The 17,619-nt window shown below is 60.0% G+C and carries 15 protein-coding genes; 9 read left to right on the top strand and 6 right to left on the bottom strand.

The genetic code is table 11. The annotated features are described in order from the left end of the window. Positions 1 to 30: 30 nt before the first annotated feature. The 8 genes from prmA to AC07YV_RS01350 all read left to right on the top strand — a co-directional run bounded on the left by prmA (position 31) and on the right by AC07YV_RS01350 (position 10,386). The gene (gene prmA, locus AC07YV_RS01385) at positions 31 to 909 is read left to right on the top strand and encodes a 50S ribosomal protein L11 methyltransferase (protein ID WP_102669200.1); all 879 of its coding nucleotides are present in this window, start codon (positions 31 to 33) and stop codon (positions 907 to 909) included. 30 nt (positions 910 to 939) lie between these two features. Beyond that, positions 940 to 2,193: a DUF3426 domain-containing protein gene (locus AC07YV_RS01380; protein ID WP_102700465.1), complete on the top strand. Its 1,254-nt coding sequence runs from the start codon at positions 940 to 942 to the stop codon at positions 2,191 to 2,193. A gap of 184 nt (positions 2,194 to 2,377) precedes the next feature. Continuing rightward, entirely contained in the window at positions 2,378 to 3,388 is a 1,011-nt protein-coding gene (gene dusB / locus AC07YV_RS01375; RefSeq protein ID WP_102700463.1) for a tRNA dihydrouridine synthase DusB, read from the top strand. Further along, entirely contained in the window at positions 3,385 to 3,705 is a 321-nt protein-coding gene (fis, locus tag AC07YV_RS01370) for a DNA-binding transcriptional regulator Fis (RefSeq protein WP_015093301.1), read from the top strand. Before dusB ends, fis begins: the two co-directional genes overlap by 4 nt. A gap of 82 nt (positions 3,706 to 3,787) precedes the next feature. Further along, entirely contained in the window at positions 3,788 to 5,395 is a 1,608-nt protein-coding gene (gene purH / locus AC07YV_RS01365; protein ID WP_015093300.1) for a bifunctional phosphoribosylaminoimidazolecarboxamide formyltransferase/IMP cyclohydrolase, read from the top strand. A gap of 155 nt (positions 5,396 to 5,550) precedes the next feature. After that, positions 5,551 to 6,846, top strand: coding sequence for a phosphoribosylamine--glycine ligase (gene purD, locus AC07YV_RS01360; RefSeq protein ID WP_095964762.1), 1,296 nt, complete (start codon positions 5,551 to 5,553; stop codon positions 6,844 to 6,846). A 100-nt stretch (positions 6,847 to 6,946) separates the two neighbouring features. Next, entirely contained in the window at positions 6,947 to 9,724 is a 2,778-nt protein-coding gene (locus AC07YV_RS01355; RefSeq protein ID WP_102700462.1) for a hybrid sensor histidine kinase/response regulator, read from the top strand. Between the two features lie 65 nt (positions 9,725 to 9,789). Further along, on the top strand, positions 9,790 to 10,386 hold the full coding sequence (locus AC07YV_RS01350; RefSeq protein ID WP_102700461.1) for a MarC family protein: 597 nt from the start codon (positions 9,790 to 9,792) through the stop codon (positions 10,384 to 10,386). A gap of 11 nt (positions 10,387 to 10,397) precedes the next feature. Here the strand turns inward: AC07YV_RS01350 and AC07YV_RS01345 are convergent, their stop codons facing one another. From AC07YV_RS01345 to cobG, 6 genes are all read right to left on the bottom strand, one after another. Then, complete coding sequence (locus AC07YV_RS01345; protein ID WP_102700460.1) at positions 10,398 to 11,117, bottom strand: hypothetical protein; 720 nt, start codon at positions 11,115 to 11,117, stop codon at positions 10,398 to 10,400. Positions 11,118 to 11,171: 54 nt separating this feature from the next. Further along, positions 11,172 to 11,996: a hypothetical protein gene (locus AC07YV_RS01340; RefSeq protein ID WP_494990257.1), complete on the bottom strand. Its 825-nt coding sequence runs from the start codon at positions 11,994 to 11,996 to the stop codon at positions 11,172 to 11,174. Positions 11,997 to 12,198: 202 nt separating this feature from the next. Beyond that, positions 12,199 to 13,908, bottom strand: a complete 1,710-nt coding sequence (gene cobJ / locus AC07YV_RS01335) for a precorrin-3B C(17)-methyltransferase (RefSeq protein WP_102700459.1) — start codon at positions 13,906 to 13,908, stop codon at positions 12,199 to 12,201. Then, complete coding sequence (locus AC07YV_RS01330) at positions 13,908 to 14,639, bottom strand: precorrin-2 C(20)-methyltransferase (protein ID WP_095964814.1); 732 nt, start codon at positions 14,637 to 14,639, stop codon at positions 13,908 to 13,910. Before AC07YV_RS01330 ends, cobJ begins: the two co-directional genes overlap by 1 nt. Then, positions 14,639 to 15,265 (bottom strand): precorrin-8X methylmutase, encoded by a 627-nt coding sequence (locus AC07YV_RS01325; protein ID WP_007979603.1) that lies wholly within the window; start codon positions 15,263 to 15,265, stop codon positions 14,639 to 14,641. The genes AC07YV_RS01330 and AC07YV_RS01325 overlap by 1 nt, the downstream gene beginning before the upstream one ends. Continuing rightward, complete coding sequence (cobG, locus tag AC07YV_RS01320; protein ID WP_102700458.1) at positions 15,258 to 16,580, bottom strand: precorrin-3B synthase; 1,323 nt, start codon at positions 16,578 to 16,580, stop codon at positions 15,258 to 15,260. The genes AC07YV_RS01325 and cobG overlap by 8 nt, the downstream gene beginning before the upstream one ends. Before the next feature lie 286 nt (positions 16,581 to 16,866). Between cobG and AC07YV_RS01315 the strand changes: the two genes are divergently transcribed. Continuing rightward, the gene (locus tag AC07YV_RS01315) at positions 16,867 to 17,514 is read left to right on the top strand and encodes a hypothetical protein (RefSeq protein ID WP_102700457.1); all 648 of its coding nucleotides are present in this window, start codon (positions 16,867 to 16,869) and stop codon (positions 17,512 to 17,514) included. Positions 17,515 to 17,619 lie beyond the last annotated feature (105 nt).

The raw sequence follows: 17,619 nt of genomic DNA, 5'->3' as shown, positions 1-17,619 counted from the left end.
TGCAATCAACATTTTTCAAAGGTGCCCGCCATGCCTTGGCTGCAAGTACGTCTCGCCATCAGCCCAGAACAAGCCGAAACCTATGAAGACGCGTTCCTCGAAGTGGGCGCCGTGTCGGTGACCTTCATGGACGCCGAAGACCAGCCGATCTTCGAGCCGGAACTCAATACCACGCCACTGTGGTCGCACACGCACCTGCTGGCCCTATTCGAAGGTGGCACCGAGCCTGGCCCGGTACTGGCCCACCTGGAACTGCTGACCGGCAGTCCGCTGCCTGAACACCACAGCGAAGTCATCGAAGACCAGGATTGGGAACGCAGCTGGATGGACGGATTCCAGCCGATGCGTTTCGGCCAGCGCCTGTGGATCGTGCCGAGCTGGCACGCCGCACCGGAACCTGACGCAGTGAACCTGTTGCTTGATCCGGGCCTGGCGTTCGGCACCGGCACCCACCCGACCACCGCACTGTGCCTGGAATGGCTCGACGGTCAGGACCTGAAGGACTGCAACGTGCTGGACTTCGGCTGCGGTTCGGGGATTCTGGCGATTGCCGCCCTGCTGCTGGGCGCCAAGGAGGCCGTGGGTACCGACATCGACGTGCAGGCGCTGGAAGCGTCCCGCGACAACGCCGGGCGCAATAACATCGCTGATGAGTTGTTCCCACTGTATCTGCCGGAAGATTTGCCGCAGGTTCAGGCCGACGTACTGGTGGCCAATATTCTCGCCGGCCCGCTGGTTTCCCTGGCGCCGCAGCTGTCCGGCCTGGTCAAGTCGGGCGGTCGCCTGGCGCTGTCGGGCATCCTCGCCGAACAAGGCGACGAAGTCGCTGCCGCCTACGCCAAGGACTTCGATCTGGATCCGATCGCCAATCGCGATGGCTGGGTGCGCATCACTGGCCGTCGGCGCTAGAATGGCCGCCTGCATAATCCGGAACGCCGCATGACCGATAGCTTCGTCACTCAGTGCCCGCATTGCCAAACCAGCTTCCGCGTCAGCCATGCCCAATTGAGCGTGGCTCGCGGCGTGGTTCGCTGCGGCTCCTGCCTGCAGGTGTTCAATGCCGCCAGGCAGTTGCTTGAGCAGGCCGGCAAGGAACCACCGGTAGCGGTGCCGTTACCGCCTGTGCAGCCTGCCGAACCCCTCGAGCCATCGGCACCGCGCGCCATCAGCCAAAAGCAATGGAGCGCGACCGAACTGGACCTGGACAGTCTCGACCTCGACGAAGAACTCGCCCGGCTCGAACAGCGGGAAATCCAGCCCGCCACCGAGCTCGGTCGCCATCGCGACGACTCGCTGAGCGCCCGCCGCGACAGCACCGGGCAGGATGATGAGGAGCCGTGGTCCGACAGCCTGTTCAGTGAGTCGGCGGCCGATCGTGCGCAAGTCGACGAACCGTTCGACCAACTTGAAACACCTGAGCCGACGATCGAATCGGGCAAAGCCTCGCGCACCGAACCTTCGCTGTCTCTGGAACCGGTCGATCTCGACGACGAACTGCAACCACCCCAGTTGCGCTTGCACGACCCACTCGATGCGCCGCTGCACCACGAACGCCTGTCGGCCGCCGACGAGAACGAACTCGACGACAACCTGCCCTCGGTCGAGCCGCTGCGCAAGCGCCGCGAACGCAGCGAGACGGGCCCGCGTGCCGAAGTGTTGCAAGACCTGACCGACGACCCGCTGCAACTGGACTGGCAAAAACGCCGCTCGCCCTGGGGCCGACGGCTGTTGTGGTTGTTGCTGGTGCTGATTGCCGCTGGCGCGCTCGCCGGCCAGTACATCGCCTACCATTTCGACGAACTGGCGCGACAGGATCAATATCGCCCGTGGTTCCAGCAACTGTGCCCGCAAATCGGCTGCTCCGTGCCCTCCAAGGTCGACATTGCAAAAATCAAAAGCAGCAACCTGGTGGTGCGCAGCCATCCCGAATTCAATGGCGCGCTGGTGGTCGATGCGATCATCTATAACCGCGCAACCTTTTCCCAGCCCTTCCCGCTGCTGGAACTGCGCTTCGCCGACCTCAATGGCCACCTGATCGCCAGTCGCCGCTTCAAGCCCGGCGAGTACCTCAAAGGCGATCTCGAAGGCATGGCGGAAATGCCTCCGCAGACGCCGATCCACATCGCCCTGGACATTCTCGACCCCGGCGCCAAGGCCGTGAACTACAGTCTGAGCTTCCACTCTCCGGAGTGAAACGCTTCATCGCCCCCCGATTGACGTGGGCTTTCTGACTCCCCCTGGCCAACCAAACCACGGGTAATAACAGAATAACTGTTCAGATTTTGTTCAATTCAGCCTTTATCCAGTCATCGAGAGCGGGTATCATGCCAACCCTTTTTCGAACTCTCATGATCCGGCCCCACAACAGGGAAGTCCTATGTCGGCGGTACGCATCGGCCCATACACATTACATAACAGCTTGATTCTCGCCCCCATGGCGGGTGTCACCGACCAGCCCTTTCGTCAGCTGTGCAAGCGATTGGGCGCGGGACTGGTCGTCTCGGAAATGGTCACCAGCGACATGAGTTTGTGGAACACCCGCAAGTCGCGCATGCGCATGATCCACACAGGCGATCCCGAGCCGCGCTCGGTACAGATCGCCGGTGGGGACGCGCAGATGCTGGCGGACGCTGCCCGTGCCAATGTTGAAATGGGCGCGCAGATTATTGATATCAACATGGGCTGCCCGGCCAAGAAAGTCTGCAACAAGGCTGCCGGTTCCGCACTGTTGAAGGATGAAACCCTGGTCACCGAGATCCTGCAGGCCGTCGTGGCTGCGGTCGATGTGCCGGTTACCCTGAAGATCCGGACCGGTTGGGACCGGGACAACAAGAACGGTCTGACGGTGGCGAAGATCGCCGAGCAGGCAGGCATTACGGCGCTGGCAGTGCATGGCCGCACCCGTGCCGACCTGTACACCGGTGAAGCCGAGTACGACACCATTGCCGCGATCAAGCAGGCGGTGTCGATTCCGGTCTTCGCCAACGGCGATATCGATTCGCCGGAAAAAGCCCGGTACGTGCTCGACGCGACCGGTGCCGATGGTTTGTTGATTGGCCGGGCTGCCCAGGGGCGGCCATGGATTTTTCGCGAGATCGACCATTTCCTGCGTACCGGCGAGAAACTCCCGGCGCTGGAACTGATCGAGGTGGAACGCATCCTGCTAGAGCATCTGGCTACCCTGCACGCCTTCTATGGCGATGTCATGGGTGTACGCATTGCTCGAAAGCATGTGGGCTGGTATCTCGCAACCCTGCCGGGCGCCAGGGAGTTTCGCGCCCACTTCAATCGTTTGGATGGTACGGATACACAATGCGCCAACGTTCGGGCGTTTTTCGCCGAGCGTTACAAGAGCCTGACAGGGGACGGAGAGTGGGTGGCCGCATGACGATGATGACCGAGACTTTAGTGAGTGGAACAACACCCGTGAGCGACAACGTGAATTTGAAACAGCACCTCAATACACCGAGCGAAGAGGGCCAGACCCTTCGCGGGAGTGTCGAGAAGGCGCTGCACAATTATTTCGCCCACCTTGAGGGCGCTGCCGTCACTGATGTGTACAACCTGGTGCTCTCCGAAGTCGAGGCTCCCCTGCTCGAGTGCGTGATGAACTACGTCAAGGGCAACCAGACCAAGGCCAGCGAGATGCTCGGACTGAACCGGGGCACGCTGCGCAAGAAACTCAAGCAGTACGATTTGCTGTAAGCATTCAATCAAACCAGAAAGGCGCCCGCGTAAAACCGGTCGCCTTTTTTGCTGACTTCCTTTGCTTTTGATGGAAATTGAGATGACCGACCAGACTACCCGCCTGCCGATCCGCCGCGCCTTGATCAGCGTTTCCGACAAGACCGGGATCCTCGAATTCGCCAAGGAGCTTGAAGCCCTGGGCGTCGAGATCCTCTCCACCGGCGGGACGTTCAAGCTGCTGCAGGACAACGGCGTTGCCGCAGTGGAAGTCGCGGATTACACCGGTTTCGCCGAAATGATGGACGGCCGGGTGAAAACCCTGCACCCGAAAATCCACGGCGGGATCCTCGGTCGTCGCGGTATCGACGACGCGATCATGAACGAACACGGCATCAAGCCGATCGACCTGGTCGCGGTCAACCTGTACCCGTTCGAAGCCACCATCAACAAGCCAGGTTGCGACCTGCCGACCGCCATCGAGAACATCGACATCGGCGGCCCGACCATGGTTCGTTCAGCCGCGAAAAACCATAAAGACGTAGCGATCGTGGTCAATGCCAGCGATTACGCCAGCGTCCTGGAAAACCTCAAGGCCGGCGGCCTGACCTACGCTCAGCGCTTCGACCTGATGCTCAAGGCGTTCGAACACACCGCTGCCTACGACGGCATGATCGCCAACTACATGGGCACCGTGAACCAGGCGGCCGACACCCTGAGCACGGAAGGCCGCAGCGAATTCCCGCGCACCTTCAACAGCCAGTTCATCAAGGCCCAGGAAATGCGCTACGGCGAGAACCCGCACCAGAGCGCGGCGTTCTACGTGGAAGCCAAGCCTGCCGAAGTCGGCATCGCCACCGCAACCCAGTTGCAAGGCAAGGAACTGTCGTACAACAACGTGGCCGACACCGACGCCGCGCTGGAGTGCGTGAAGAGCTTCGTCAAGCCGGCTTGCGTGATCGTCAAGCACGCCAACCCGTGCGGCGTGGCTGTCAGCCCTGACGCCGAAGGCGGCATCCGCAAGGCCTACGACCTGGCCTACGCCACCGACACCGAATCCGCGTTCGGCGGCATCATCGCCTTCAACCGCGAACTGGACGCCGAGACCGCCAAGGCCATCGTCGAGCGCCAGTTCGTCGAAGTGATCATTGCCCCGAGTGTCAGCGAAGAAGCCCGCGCCATTGTCGCCGCCAAAGCCAACGTACGCCTGCTGGCCTGCGGCGAGTGGTCGGCTGACCGCGCCGCTGCCTGGGACTACAAACGCGTCAACGGTGGCCTGCTGGTACAGAGCCGCGACATCGGCATGATCGGCGCCGACGACCTGAAAGTGGTGACCAAGCGCGCACCGACCGAACAGGAAATCAACGACCTGATCTTCGCCTGGAAAGTCGCCAAGTACGTGAAATCCAACGCCATCGTCTACGCCAAGAATCGCCAGACCATCGGTGTCGGCGCCGGCCAGATGAGCCGCGTGAACTCGGCGCGCATTGCTGCCATCAAGGCTGAACATGCCGGTTTGCAGGTAGCCGGTTCGGTGATGGCTTCCGACGCATTCTTCCCGTTCCGCGACGGCCTGGACAATGCGGCCAAGGCAGGCGTGACTGCTGTGATCCAGCCAGGCGGCTCGATGCGTGATGCTGAAGTGATTGCTGCGGCCGACGAAGCCGGCATCGCCATGGTCTTCACTGGCATGCGCCACTTCCGTCACTGATACGACGATCAACTGTGGGAGCGGGCTTGCTCGCGAAGACGGCGGCACATTCAATATTGATGTGACTGAAACACCGCTTTCGCGAGCAAGCCCGCTCCCACATAAGAGCATCCCAGCGGTGCTATCAAGAATTTGCGTCATCCGAGGTTTTTGAAATGAATGTTTTGATCATTGGCAGCGGTGGCCGTGAACACGCCCTGGCCTGGAAAGTGGCTCAGGATCCGCGCGTGCAGAAAGTGTTCGTGGCGCCGGGCAACGCCGGTACCGCCATCGAAGCCAAGTGCGAGAACGTCGCCATCGACGTACTGGCACTTGAGCAACTGGCAGACTTTGCCGAGAAAAACGTTTCCCTGACCATCGTCGGCCCTGAAGTGCCGCTGGTTGCCGGTGTCGTGGATCTGTTCCGCAGCCGCGGCCTCGATTGCTTCGGCCCGACCGCTGGCGCTGCGCAGCTGGAAGGTTCGAAAGCCTTCACCAAGGACTTCCTGGCTCGCCACAAGATCCCGACTGCCGACTACCAGAACTTCACCGAAATCGAGCCAGCCCTGGCTTACCTGCGTGAAAAAGGCGCTCCGATCGTGATCAAGGCCGACGGCCTGGCCGCCGGTAAAGGCGTGATCGTCGCCATGACCCTGGCCGAAGCCGAAGACGCCGTGCGCGACATGCTGGCGGGCAATGCCTTTGGCGATGCGGGTTCGCGCGTGGTCATCGAAGAGTTCCTGGACGGCGAAGAAGCCAGCTTCATCGTCATGGTCGACGGCAAGAACGTGCTGCCAATGGCCACCAGCCAGGACCACAAACGCGTCGGCGACGGCGACACTGGTCCGAACACCGGCGGCATGGGTGCTTACTCCCCGGCGCCAGTGGTCACCGCCGACGTGCACAAGCGCGTCATGGACCTGGTGATCTGGCCGACCGTGCGCGGCATGGCCGAAGAAGGCAACGTCTACACTGGTTTCCTGTACGCAGGCCTGATGATCGACAAGGCTGGTAACCCAAAAGTCATCGAATTCAACTGCCGTTTCGGCGACCCTGAAACCCAACCGGTGATGCTGCGCCTGCAGTCGAGCCTGGTGTTGCTGGTCGAAGCCGCCCTGGCCCAGGCGCTGGATAAAGTGGAAGCGCAATGGGATCCACGTCCGAGCGTCGGCATCGTTCTGGCCGCTGGCGGCTATCCTGGTGACTACGCCAAGGGCACAGCCATCAAGGGACTGGATGCAGCCGCCGCACTGGAAGGCAAGGTTTTCCACGCCGGTACGGCGCTCAAGGACGGTCAGGTAGTGACCGCCGGTGGTCGTGTGTTGTGCGCCACAGCCATGGGTGCCAGCGTCGACGCTGCACAGCAGCAGGCCTACAAGCTGGCGGCAACGATTGACTGGGAAGGCTGTTTCTATCGCAAGGACATTGGCTATCGCGCCATTGCCCGCGAGCGTGGCGAAAGCCAGGAATAAGGTAGACACCGCACCAGGCAATGAACACGGTTCATTGCCTGGCTATTCCGGCGCCGCGCATCGTTATATTCTGGCATCAACCTAACGAAGGGATTTCGCCGTGCGCTGGCTCAGGATTGCCATAAGCTTAACCGTCACATTGCTGACCCTGCTCTGCATGCTACCGGCCCAGGCCGCGCAAGGCAGTGGTTGGGCGGTATTGCTCGACGAACAGGGCGACCTGCAACTGAGCGACATCCGTTCCGCACGCTACACCAATCAATTCAGCCCCATCGAACTCGACCGCATTACAGCGGCTGAACCCGATGGGGCGCTATGGTTGCGATTCAAGCTTGCACCGGGCAAGCACGAACAAGTGCTGCGGTTGTTCGCGCCCGACCTGCGCCAATTCAACATGTACGTACTGGACGGCGACAAGCTGATCGACCAATCCAGCACGGGCAACGAACAGCCCCAATCCGAGCGTCCATTGCCCAGCAGCGACTTCATGCTGCCGCTGCCGCAAAGTGACAGCCCTCTGGATGTCTACCTGCGACTGGCCTCCGACCACCAGTTACGGCCCTACATCACCCTGCAATCGGCGGTCATCGCGGCTGCCAACCAGAACCAGACGCTGATCTATGGCCTGCTGTTCGGTTGCATCGCCATGCTGATCCTGCACAACCTCATCCGCTACGCCTACACCCGCTCGCACAGCGCCCTCTGGCTGGCAGCGTGCGAAGGGCTGTTGATGCTCAGCCTGCTGTTGTTGCTGAACCTTGCTGGCCCCTGGCTACCGGACTGGCACGCACTGCAAACGCCGGGGGCTTACCTGGCATTGCTGCTGACGGCGCCCTGCGGCCTGATGCTTGCCTATCGCTTCTTCTCCCCGCTCGGTCCGCACCCGCTGAACCGGTTGCTGCTCGGCGAGGTCCTGCTGATCACCGCCTGCGGCCTGATGCTGCTGTTCGTCAATACCCTGCCGCTGAACTTCATTACCTACGGCCTGGTAGCCCTGGCTGGCCTGACCATGCTGTTCATCAGCGCCTATCACTGGCAAAAAGGCTATCGCCCGGCGCGTCTCTTCGTGGCGGCCATGGTGGTGTTCAACCTCGGGACCCTGGTCATCCTGCCTGCGCTGTTGGGGCTGACCCTGGTCGAACCCCATGGCCTGATCACCACCTTGCTGGTATTCATCTGCATCAGCGGCCTGCTGATGAGCATTGCGTTGAGCGAGCGCCAGCGCCGCATCACCGAAGACCGTTTCAGCATCAGCCGTGACCTGGCGGCCAGCAATGCCGAGGTCAACGCCAAGGCCGAGTTCCTGGCGAAGATCAGCCATGAAATCCGCACCCCGATGAACGGCGTTCTCGGCATGACCGAACTGCTGTTGGGCACACCGCTGTCGGTCAAGCAACGCGACTATGTGCAGACGATCCACAGCGCCGGGAACGAGCTGCTGACACTGATCAACGAAATTCTCGACATTTCCAAACTCGAGTCCGGGCAGATCGAGCTGGACGATGTGCAGTTCGACCTCAACGCGCTGATCGAAGACTGCCTGAGCATCTTCCGCGCCAAGGCCGAGCAGCAAAACGTCGAGTTGATCAGCTTCATCCAGCCGCAAGTGCCTCGAGTGATCAGCGGTGACCCGACGCGCCTGCGCCAGACCCTGTTGAGCCTGCTCGAAAATGCCCTGAAAAAAACCGATGAAGGCGAAATCCTGATCGTCGTGGCGCTCGACGAGCGCAACACCAAACCGCGCCTGCGTATCGCCGTGCAGGACAGCGGCGAGCCGATGGACGCCGAAGAACGCGACGCCCTGATGCACGCCGAACTGCACAGCCGGCATTTTCTGTCGGCCACCCACCTTGGTGGCAACCTGGGTCTGGTAATTGCCCGACAACTGATACGCTTGATGCAAGGGGAATTCGGCATCAAGAGTGGCAGCAACCAGGGCAGCACCCTGTGGCTGACCCTGCCGCTGGATCCGGATCGCCTCGAGCACCCGACCTCCGACCTCGATGGCCCGCTGCAAGGTGCACGGGTATTGGTGGTGGACGACAACGATACCTGTCGCAAGGTGCTGGTGCAGCAATGCAGCGCCTGGGGCCTTAACGTCAGCGCCGCGCCTTCCGGCAAGGAAGCGCTGGCACTGCTGCGCACCAAGGCGCATTTGCGCGATTACTTCGATGTGGTCCTGCTGGACCAGAACATGCCCGGCATGACCGGCATGCAACTGGCGGCCAAGATCAAGGAAGACCCGAGCCTGAACCATGACATCCTGCTGATCATGCTCACCGGCATCAGCAATGCGCCGAGCAAGATCATTGCGCGCAACTCCGGGATCAAGCGCATCCTCGCCAAACCTGTGGCCGGCTACACCCTCAAGACCACCCTGGCCGACGAACTGACCCAACGCAACAAAGGCCTGGTCGTCACGCAATCACTGCCAAGCGGCCCGCCCCCGCCGGTCAAGGTCCCCAGCGATTTCCGCATTCTGGTGGCCGAAGACAACAGCATTTCGACCAAGGTGATCCGCGGCATGCTGAGCAAGCTCAACCTGCAACCGGATACCGCCTGCAACGGCGAAGAAGCCTTGCAGGCGATGAAAGCCCAGCGTTACGACCTGGTGCTGATGGACTGCGAAATGCCGATCCTCGACGGTTTCTCGGCCACCCAGCAATTGCGTGCCTGGGAAGTCGGCAACCAGCGGGTCCGTACCCCCGTGGTGGCATTGACCGCCCACATCCTGGCCGAACACAAAGAGCGTGCGCGCCAGGCCGGCATGGACGGACACATGGCCAAACCGGTCGAACTGTCACAACTGCGTGAATTGATCGAACACTGGGTCGCCCAGCGTGACCAGCAGAATCGCACAACGACCCAAACGTCCTGAGCCGACAGACTGCGCAACCCCTGATAGACTCCCCCTCGACTTCCCTCGCCAGTGAGCCCGGCACCATGCTCCATGTGTTGTTCAGCGTTTACCTGAAGATGCTGGTGCTCTACAGCCCATTCTTCGTGTTGTCCTGCTTCATCAGCCTGACCCGTGGTTATTCGCGCAAGGAACAGCGACGGCTGGCCTGGAAAGTTGCGGTCGCCACACTGGTCTCCAGTGTGCTGCTGTACTTGTTCGGCCGAGTGATTTTCAGTGTTTTCGGCATTACCGTGGACGCATTCCGCATCGGCGCCGGTAGTGTCCTGTTCATCTCGGCACTCGGAATGGCACAAGGCAAATCGGCGGTACAGACCGACAACGTGCAGCAGGATGTAACCATCGTCCCGTTGACCATTCCACTGACCGTCGGCCCCGGCACCATCGGTGCGTTACTGGTGATGGGCGTGAGTCAGCCGCACTGGGACGACAAGCTCACGGCCATTGTCGGCATTGCCATGGCCAGCTTTACCGTGGGCGTGGTGCTGTTTTTGTCCAGCCGAATCGAGCGCATTCTCGGTGATCAGGGATTACAGATCGTCAGCCGCTTGATGGGGCTATTCGTATGCGCACTGGCGGCGCAGATCATCTTCACCGGCGTCAAAGGCTATCTAGTGCCTTAGCCCGCGCCACCCTAAGCAAGCTGCACCGCATGTTCGCCGACCTTGATGCACAGTGCCTGCCGTTGCTGCCCTAGCCACTGCACTGTGTCTTCTCGGAATGCCGTGTATTCGTTGACAGCAAATCGGGCGTGAAGAAATGAAGTCTTCACACCTCCCTGCACGCGATTCAAAGCAAAGTCTTGCCCGATAAACCGGCCTTCAATCGGCTGATCCGTTTCAAAGAACACGGTGGCCAATGTTAAAAAACCATCAGCCTCGACTATGCCTGCCAGCACTCTCACACGATGAGTACGCTTGAGATTGTCTTCGATGCCGACTGAATGAGTCCCACTCTCCAATATCGATTGCTGACGGAAAACCCTGGCCCCCAGCGACTGTACCGGCAGTTGCGCAATCATGCGCAAAGCACTTCCCATCAGAATGACTTGCTGAGCGGACAGCCTTGATTGAAAGGCTGCATGCACAGCGTCATACACGGAAAAAATCGTAACGCCTGCGCAAGGGAACATCCCCGAGGTTTCCCCTTGGTCATGGAACTGCCAGCCACAAGCGGCCAGCGTATCCACAAATACTTCGGCCCATTTGACGTGGGCGTGACCATTCGGAAAATCTTCCTCGGCGGCGAGTTGCGCAAACAAGACAGTGTCGAGGCTGTCCTGCAGGGCCGCAGGCGACAACGCCTTCGACATCAGCAAAACGCCGCCTGAATTTATTACTACGGAGTACGTCATTCGCTTTCCTTGATTCAGGAAGGCCAAAGGCCTGAAGCCTCTGGCCTCGGTCCTTCACTTGCGCCGACTGAACCGCTTGACCAACACATCTTTTCGGTGCTCGCCGAGGTACTCTTCGATGTCCGACTTGATTTCCGCATAACGGGCAGGGTTGAACGTTACAAACGACTTTCCGTGAAAGATGTCCAGGGAAGAAGTCCTCCAGTCGACAAACAGCAGACCGCCATCATTACCTCCACCCTGATGATCAACCGCGCCTACCGCGATCAGGATAATTCCGTTGGCCATTTGCTCGCAGGGAATAGTGGTCAGGCGTACGCCTTCCGTATTCTTCGCTTCAAGGTTGAACAGATTTATTGCATCAGACTCTTTCTTCAATGCATCCAGCGTGGAGCTGGTGATTGCACTGAGCACAGTTGCACCAGGAATTGCAGCCTTTGCGGCGTCGACGGCAGCCTGGATAATATCGACCATGACATTATCCATTGTGATATTTAGCGAAGTGGCACTGTATTTTGAGTAACCTTTATCCGGGACAAAACACCCCAAGTCCTCCAGACATTTTGTAAACGCCTGGTACCAAGCTTTGGGGTCCTTATTTCCGGGCACTTCGTAATTGGCTTCCATCTTCGACATGGTGATCAGGTTTTCAATGATCGCCATGTTCTCGATGCTGATCTTGTCACCGTAGCCAATCAGGCTATTGCCCAGCACCAGCGCGTCCAATTCCTTGGTAGGACTCGAAGCGACCGACGACATCAGCGACATCATGCGCGGCCGCTTGGCCACAGCACTTTTACGTTTGTTAATGCATGCCCGTACAAAGTCAGCACTTTTCGTAATATTTACCGAACTCTCAAAATTATCCACGAATAACATTCCCTTATTTATTAATAAACGCCCCGTCCTGGAGCGTCCTAAACCTAGCGCGGCCACCCCCAACTATCAACCGCAACTAAATACAACATATGTATATCCACCACCCATCACTAACAACACAAACAACACAAACAATCAGCAACAACCAGGCCACTACTCATAAATAGTGGCCTGGTGCTACTCAGCAGAGAAGAACTATAAATTATTGGATTGGAGTCAGTTTGTCGCCGTAACTGCGCGGCGTGTAAACCCAGGTACTACCGTCCAGGCGAGGGAACACCCGAGTGGTCGACGAGCCAATAAGAACCATCGTTCGCATGTCCACCTGATCAACGCTCAGTTGCCCCAGCGTGGTGACCCGCAAGGTCTGACCGGGGCGGCCAATATCGCGCCCCAACACGACCGGAGTCGCCGGCTCACGGTGCTGGCTGACAATCTCCAGCGCCCGGCCCAATTGCCACGGCCGCGAACGCGAAATCGGATTGTAGAAAGCCAGTGCCAGGTCGGCCTGAGCGGCCAGATCCAGACGTTTCTCGATGATCGCCCACGGCTTGAGGTTGTCCGACAGTGACAACACACAGAAGTCATGACCCAAAGGCGCACCCGCCTGGGCAGCCGTTGCCAACGAAGCAGAGACTCCCGGCAAGATCTCGAGATCGACGCCGTGCCATGCGCCATCGCTGGACTCGTGAAGCGCCTCCAGCACAGCGGCTGCCATGGCAAAAACACCCGGATCGCCGGACGAAACCACCACCACCGACCGCCCTTGAGCCGCCAGTTCGAAGGCGTGTCGGGCACGCTGCATTTCTTCACGGTTATCGGTGCAGTGCAGGACCTGGTCTGCACGGAACGGGCCGGCCATGCGCACGTAGGTTTCGTAGCCGAGCACATCGTTGGCGCGAGCCAGTTCCGCCTTCACCGCCGGCACCATCAACTCGGCAGCTCCCGGCCCAAGACCGATCACCGCCAGACGTCCGCGAGGGCGGCCGATATGCAGAGGGTCCAGCGGCTGTTCGGCGACAGCAATGGCAATAGCGTCATCACCGACAATGGAGACAGGTTGCCCGATGGCGTGCCGCACCAGTTCGCCGGCCACACCGGCCGAACTGACAAAACGCAACGGCACACCCAACTCAAGCGCCACTTCACGCAAGGTGGAGCTGCTCATTTCGGTGTCGGCAGCCAACAGGCAAGCCACCGATTGCGCGGCGATTCCGGCCTGATGCAATGCCTCGCGAATGGTCTCTGACACAAGCATCGATTCGCCCGCCACGGCAACCAGCACGTTGCGTGGATAGATCAGCAATTCGTTGGCGGCCGGCTCGCGCCGGGCATGACCGACGTGAACAATCAGCCGCGCCTGTTCATTCTCGGGCAGTTGCGCGTCTGCCAACCAAGGCGCCGAACCTTCGATGCGCACCGTTTCCCCGGCCAGCAAATCGGAAACGAAGCGCTTGCCCAACGCCAGGTCGCCCAAGGCATACCCCTGGGGAGGATTCAGCAGACAGGTACCGAAACGCAGTTCACCACTGGTGGTGATGGCCGGCGCCACATCCAGGTGCGCCGCCACTTCGCGGGCGATGACATTGACCCCACCCAGACCGCCGAGCAGCGGCACCACGGCACTGCCATCTTCGGCAACGGCCAGCACTGGGGGCTCTGCGCCTTTCTCCAGCAACAACGGCGCCAGCGTGCGGATCACGATCCCGGCGGCGCACAGGGCAATCACCGGTGTGCCCTGTTGATAGAGCTCGCGCAGGGTCGCACCGAATTCGTGGTAGACCCGATCCGCGCCTTCGACCCGTTCAGCCAGGCCGTGGATCAGCGCATCGGGATAAAGCTGTTGAATCCTGCGCGCGGTCGCGAGGCTGCCATTGCCGAGAATGACAATCGCCGGAACTGGACGGGTCATCAGCCTTGCCACCTTTCACCGGGAACGATGATCAACGAGAAGTACGGCGAAGACATCGGCTCGACCTGATCCAGCGGCACGATCTTCTGGTTGGCCATGGTTGCGCGTTCGACGTACAGCGCACGCTCGGCCAGGCCGAGCTCTTCCAGCACCTGGCGGACCTTGGGGAAATTGCGTCCCAGTTTCATGATCACCGCCGCATCGGCATCGGCCAGGCGACGCTTGAGTTCGTCGTGCGGCAGCACACCGGACAACACCGACAGACTCTGATTGCGATACACCAGCGGCGCACCGAGCACCGAAGCACCGCCGAGCATCGAGCACACGCCAGGCACGACTTCAGCCTGATAACGCTGGGCGAGCCGGTCGTGCAGGTACATGTAGGAGCCGTAGAAGAACGGGTCGCCCTCACAGATCACCGCCACATCGCGGCCTGCGTCCAGATGCGCGGCCAGTTCTGCGGCAGCGTCATCGTAGAAGTCGCTGATCACTTGCTCGTAGGACAACGGCGCCGGCAAGGCTTCGGTGGTCACCGGGTACACCAGTGGCAACAAATTCTGTGCGTCTTGCAGGTGGGCTTCGATGATACCGAAGGCGTTGCCCTTCTTGCCCTTGGCGACGAAGTACGCCACTACAGGCGACTCGCGCAGCAACCGCAGTGCCTTGACGGTAATCAGTTCCGGATCACCGGGACCGACACCAAGGCCGATCAAACGTCCAGGTTGCTGCATCATTCGATCTCCGTGGCGAGGGCATTGACGGCGGCGGCAGCCATGGCGCTACCGCCCAGGCGACCCTGCATGATGACAAACGGCACGCCACGGCTGTCAGCCGCCAGCGCTGCCTTGGATTCGGCGGCGCCGACGAAACCTACAGGGAAGCCGAGGATCAGCGCCGGTTTCGGCGCACCGGCGTCGAGCATTTCCAGCAAATAGAACAGCGCCGTCGGAGCGTTGCCGATGACCACCACGCTACCTTCCAGATGGGGACGCCACAGTTCCAGCGCAGCGGCTGAGCGGGTGTTGCCCAATTCACGGGCCAGTTCCGGAACGCTTTCGTCGCGCAAGGTGCAGATCACCGGATTGTTCGCCGGCAACCGCGCGCGGGTCACGCCTTCGGAGACCATTCGCGCATCGCACAAAATCGGCGCGCCGGCCGCCAGCGCATCACGCCCGGCCTTGCCCGCCCCTTCGGAAAACTGCAGACCGTCAATGGCCTCGACCATGCCGCAGGCGTGAATCACACGGACCGCGAGTTTCTCCAGATCGGCCGGAATTCGGTCGAGGTTGGCCTCGGCGCGAATGATCGCGAAGGAGTTGCGATAGATCTCCTGACCGTCGCGGATGTAATCAAGCATCAAGGGGGCTCCGTGAGCGGGCGTCGAGCAAGGCCGCGACCGCTTCAATAGTAAGGTTGTGTGCGTGCAGCGCACCGAAACCCGGCTGCGCTGCATCGCGAAAATATAGATCGTAGTGACCGGGGGTGACGGCCAGCAAGGTGACGGGCGCAATATGCGCGGCGGCGCAGGAGCGCGGGCAACCGCTCAGGTGTATGTTGAGCGCCGGTCCGTGGCGGCGCAGCAGCGCGGCCAATTGCAGGGCATCGCCCTTGGTCTCGGCCAGGCCTTTGGCGCAACCGTTTGAGCCGGTGCAGGCGATCAGCCTGGACAATGGCTGATCGGCTTCGCACTGCAGCCCCAGGCACTGCAGTCGCCGAATGACCTCAGCGGCATTTTCCGCGCGGACATTGGGCACCAGCAGGCTTTGCCAGGGCGTGAAACGCAGACTCGAATCACCGAGTTCGCAGGCCACTTGCGCCACCCCCCTCAACATCGTCGGATCGAGCCGCCCCAGTGGCGGGACAGCCCCCACATAGACAACGCCGGACTCGGCCTGGGGATGGGCGCCGATGTGCAAATCGCTGCCAGCCGAAACCCGCTGCCAATCGACAACCGCTTGCATCGATACACGCTCAGCCAGCCGAAGCAGAACGTGCTCGATCGAGTACTCGGCCAGCAAATGACGCATCCGCGTCTGCTCGGGGCGCGCCCATTCAAGGAACAACTCAAGCACCGCGACGACCAGGGCATGGCCATCGTCGAGCGCGACCGAACCGGCCGGTTGGTCCGTCGGGCATCCAGCCAACCCAAACGCCAGCCGTTGCTCACCGTTTCGCTCGAAGGCCGCGAGCCACAGGTCGTGGGGATGCTCAAGCATCGCCAGAGCCTCGCCGCCATCGAGCTGCACAGCGAACTTGGCACTGAGATCGTGAAAGCGTTCGTGCTGTTGCACCGTGGCCAAAATCCGATCGGCAAGTGCACGGGTATCGAACAGCATCTGCCGATCGAACCCGGCGGCGGGGCTGAGCATCAGATTGCGCACATCGTCACCCGCCGCATGGCTCGGGCCCAATCCTGCGGCAAGCAGGCAGTCGATCAAGGCGGCCTGTTCGTTGCCGATGCCACGAATCTGCAAGTTGCCGCGGTTGGTCGCCTCGATCACACCACCGGCATATCGCTCGGCTGCATCGGCCACGGCGACAGCCTGCTGTGCGCGCATGGAACCACTGCTGAGTTTGATTCGGCAAATGCCGCCGTCCAACGCCTGGACGATACGCAGTAATCCGGGACAGGCCGAAGGGCGTAAAGGGTTGGATTTCTGACGAGAATTCACTGGATGACCGGTACGAGGCGAAGGGCAGCATTATGCCTGCTTTGTCAGGCGGGATGAAAAGTCCAGGCAGATGGACGACGAAAAGCGCCTGGCTCGGCGTCAGAGTGTTTGTTCTGGCGCACGAGTCGTACTGGCTCATGTCAGGCATAAACGCCGCAAAAAATACTGACAACAAAAATCAACTTCACAACCCGCTCTTGTTTCACCCCCCCTATCGACTCCTGTACTTTTCATTCGCAAACAACGATAGAAAACATATCCAACAGATAACTATCAGGAGCAACACATGAGCAAAAACAACCTGCCTGGAGTATTAACCGGACACAGCCTTACTTCATGCATAGACGAAATTTCACCGCAAGATTACGAAGACCTTACCGATTGCACGCAAATAGCCACAAAGTCCGCCGACATGCTTTGTAGTCGCTTCGCTGATTCGTTCAAGTGGCTGGATGAATATGTATTTACGATGAAATACCTGGGTTGGTCTGTTTTTGAAGACGCGATTTTCACCCGCACCCGTAGCGTCATTACACATAGCGTTGCGGACTTTCTGGTGCAAAGCGCTGAAGGGATGCGGGACTCCCGACAAGGCATTGCCATGATAGACACGCTCGACGCGCTGAAGCCCGACAATTCGGCGCTGTTTTCGCTGGATAAAGAAAGTCTGATGGGAGAAGGCTTTCAGGTAATACCTGCACGCTACGATTCAAAGGGTTTCCTTGAAATAGCCGTCTTTAATCTTGAATTGGAAGTCACTACAAGAAAAAATGGTTTTTTGTTCTGGAACTGGGAAGATCAGGATGCACAAATCACCCAGCGACGGGCCAGCCTTAAACTGGACAGATACAAACTCGAAAACAACAAACTATGGATTGAAAAAAAGATTCGCGAGATCGCCATGAAGAGATTCGAACTGCGCAAACCATCATAAGATTGAATACCCTGACACTTGAACGGTGTCCTCACGGTCAAAAGCATGCCTTCACCCGATGACAACAGGCGAATGCCGCGCCGCGGTATGATGCGCAACCGCCAG

The organism is Pseudomonas sp. GW456-E7 (assembly GCF_059424105.1).
This window is presented reverse-complemented; position numbering and strand designations above follow the sequence as displayed.

Coding starts and splice junctions, on each gene's coding strand:
- prmA (WP_102669200.1), top strand. CDS start 31: ATGCCTTGGCTGCAAGTACGTCTCGCCATCAGCCCAGAACAAGCCGAA.
- AC07YV_RS01380 (WP_102700465.1), top strand. CDS start 940: ATGACCGATAGCTTCGTCACTCAGTGCCCGCATTGCCAAACCAGCTTC.
- dusB (WP_102700463.1), top strand. CDS start 2,378: ATGTCGGCGGTACGCATCGGCCCATACACATTACATAACAGCTTGATT.
- fis (WP_015093301.1), top strand. CDS start 3,385: ATGACGATGATGACCGAGACTTTAGTGAGTGGAACAACACCCGTGAGC.
- purH (WP_015093300.1), top strand. CDS start 3,788: ATGACCGACCAGACTACCCGCCTGCCGATCCGCCGCGCCTTGATCAGC.
- purD (WP_095964762.1), top strand. CDS start 5,551: ATGAATGTTTTGATCATTGGCAGCGGTGGCCGTGAACACGCCCTGGCC.
- AC07YV_RS01350 (WP_102700461.1), top strand. CDS start 9,790: ATGCTCCATGTGTTGTTCAGCGTTTACCTGAAGATGCTGGTGCTCTAC.
- AC07YV_RS01345 (WP_102700460.1), bottom strand. CDS start 11,117: ATGACGTACTCCGTAGTAATAAATTCAGGCGGCGTTTTGCTGATGTCG.
- AC07YV_RS01340 (WP_494990257.1), bottom strand. CDS start 11,996: ATGTTATTCGTGGATAATTTTGAGAGTTCGGTAAATATTACGAAAAGT.
- cobJ (WP_102700459.1), bottom strand. CDS start 13,908: ATGACCCGTCCAGTTCCGGCGATTGTCATTCTCGGCAATGGCAGCCTC.
- AC07YV_RS01330 (WP_095964814.1), bottom strand. CDS start 14,639: ATGCAGCAACCTGGACGTTTGATCGGCCTTGGTGTCGGTCCCGGTGAT.
- AC07YV_RS01325 (WP_007979603.1), bottom strand. CDS start 15,265: ATGCTTGATTACATCCGCGACGGTCAGGAGATCTATCGCAACTCCTTC.
- AC07YV_RS01315 (WP_102700457.1), top strand. CDS start 16,867: ATGAGCAAAAACAACCTGCCTGGAGTATTAACCGGACACAGCCTTACT.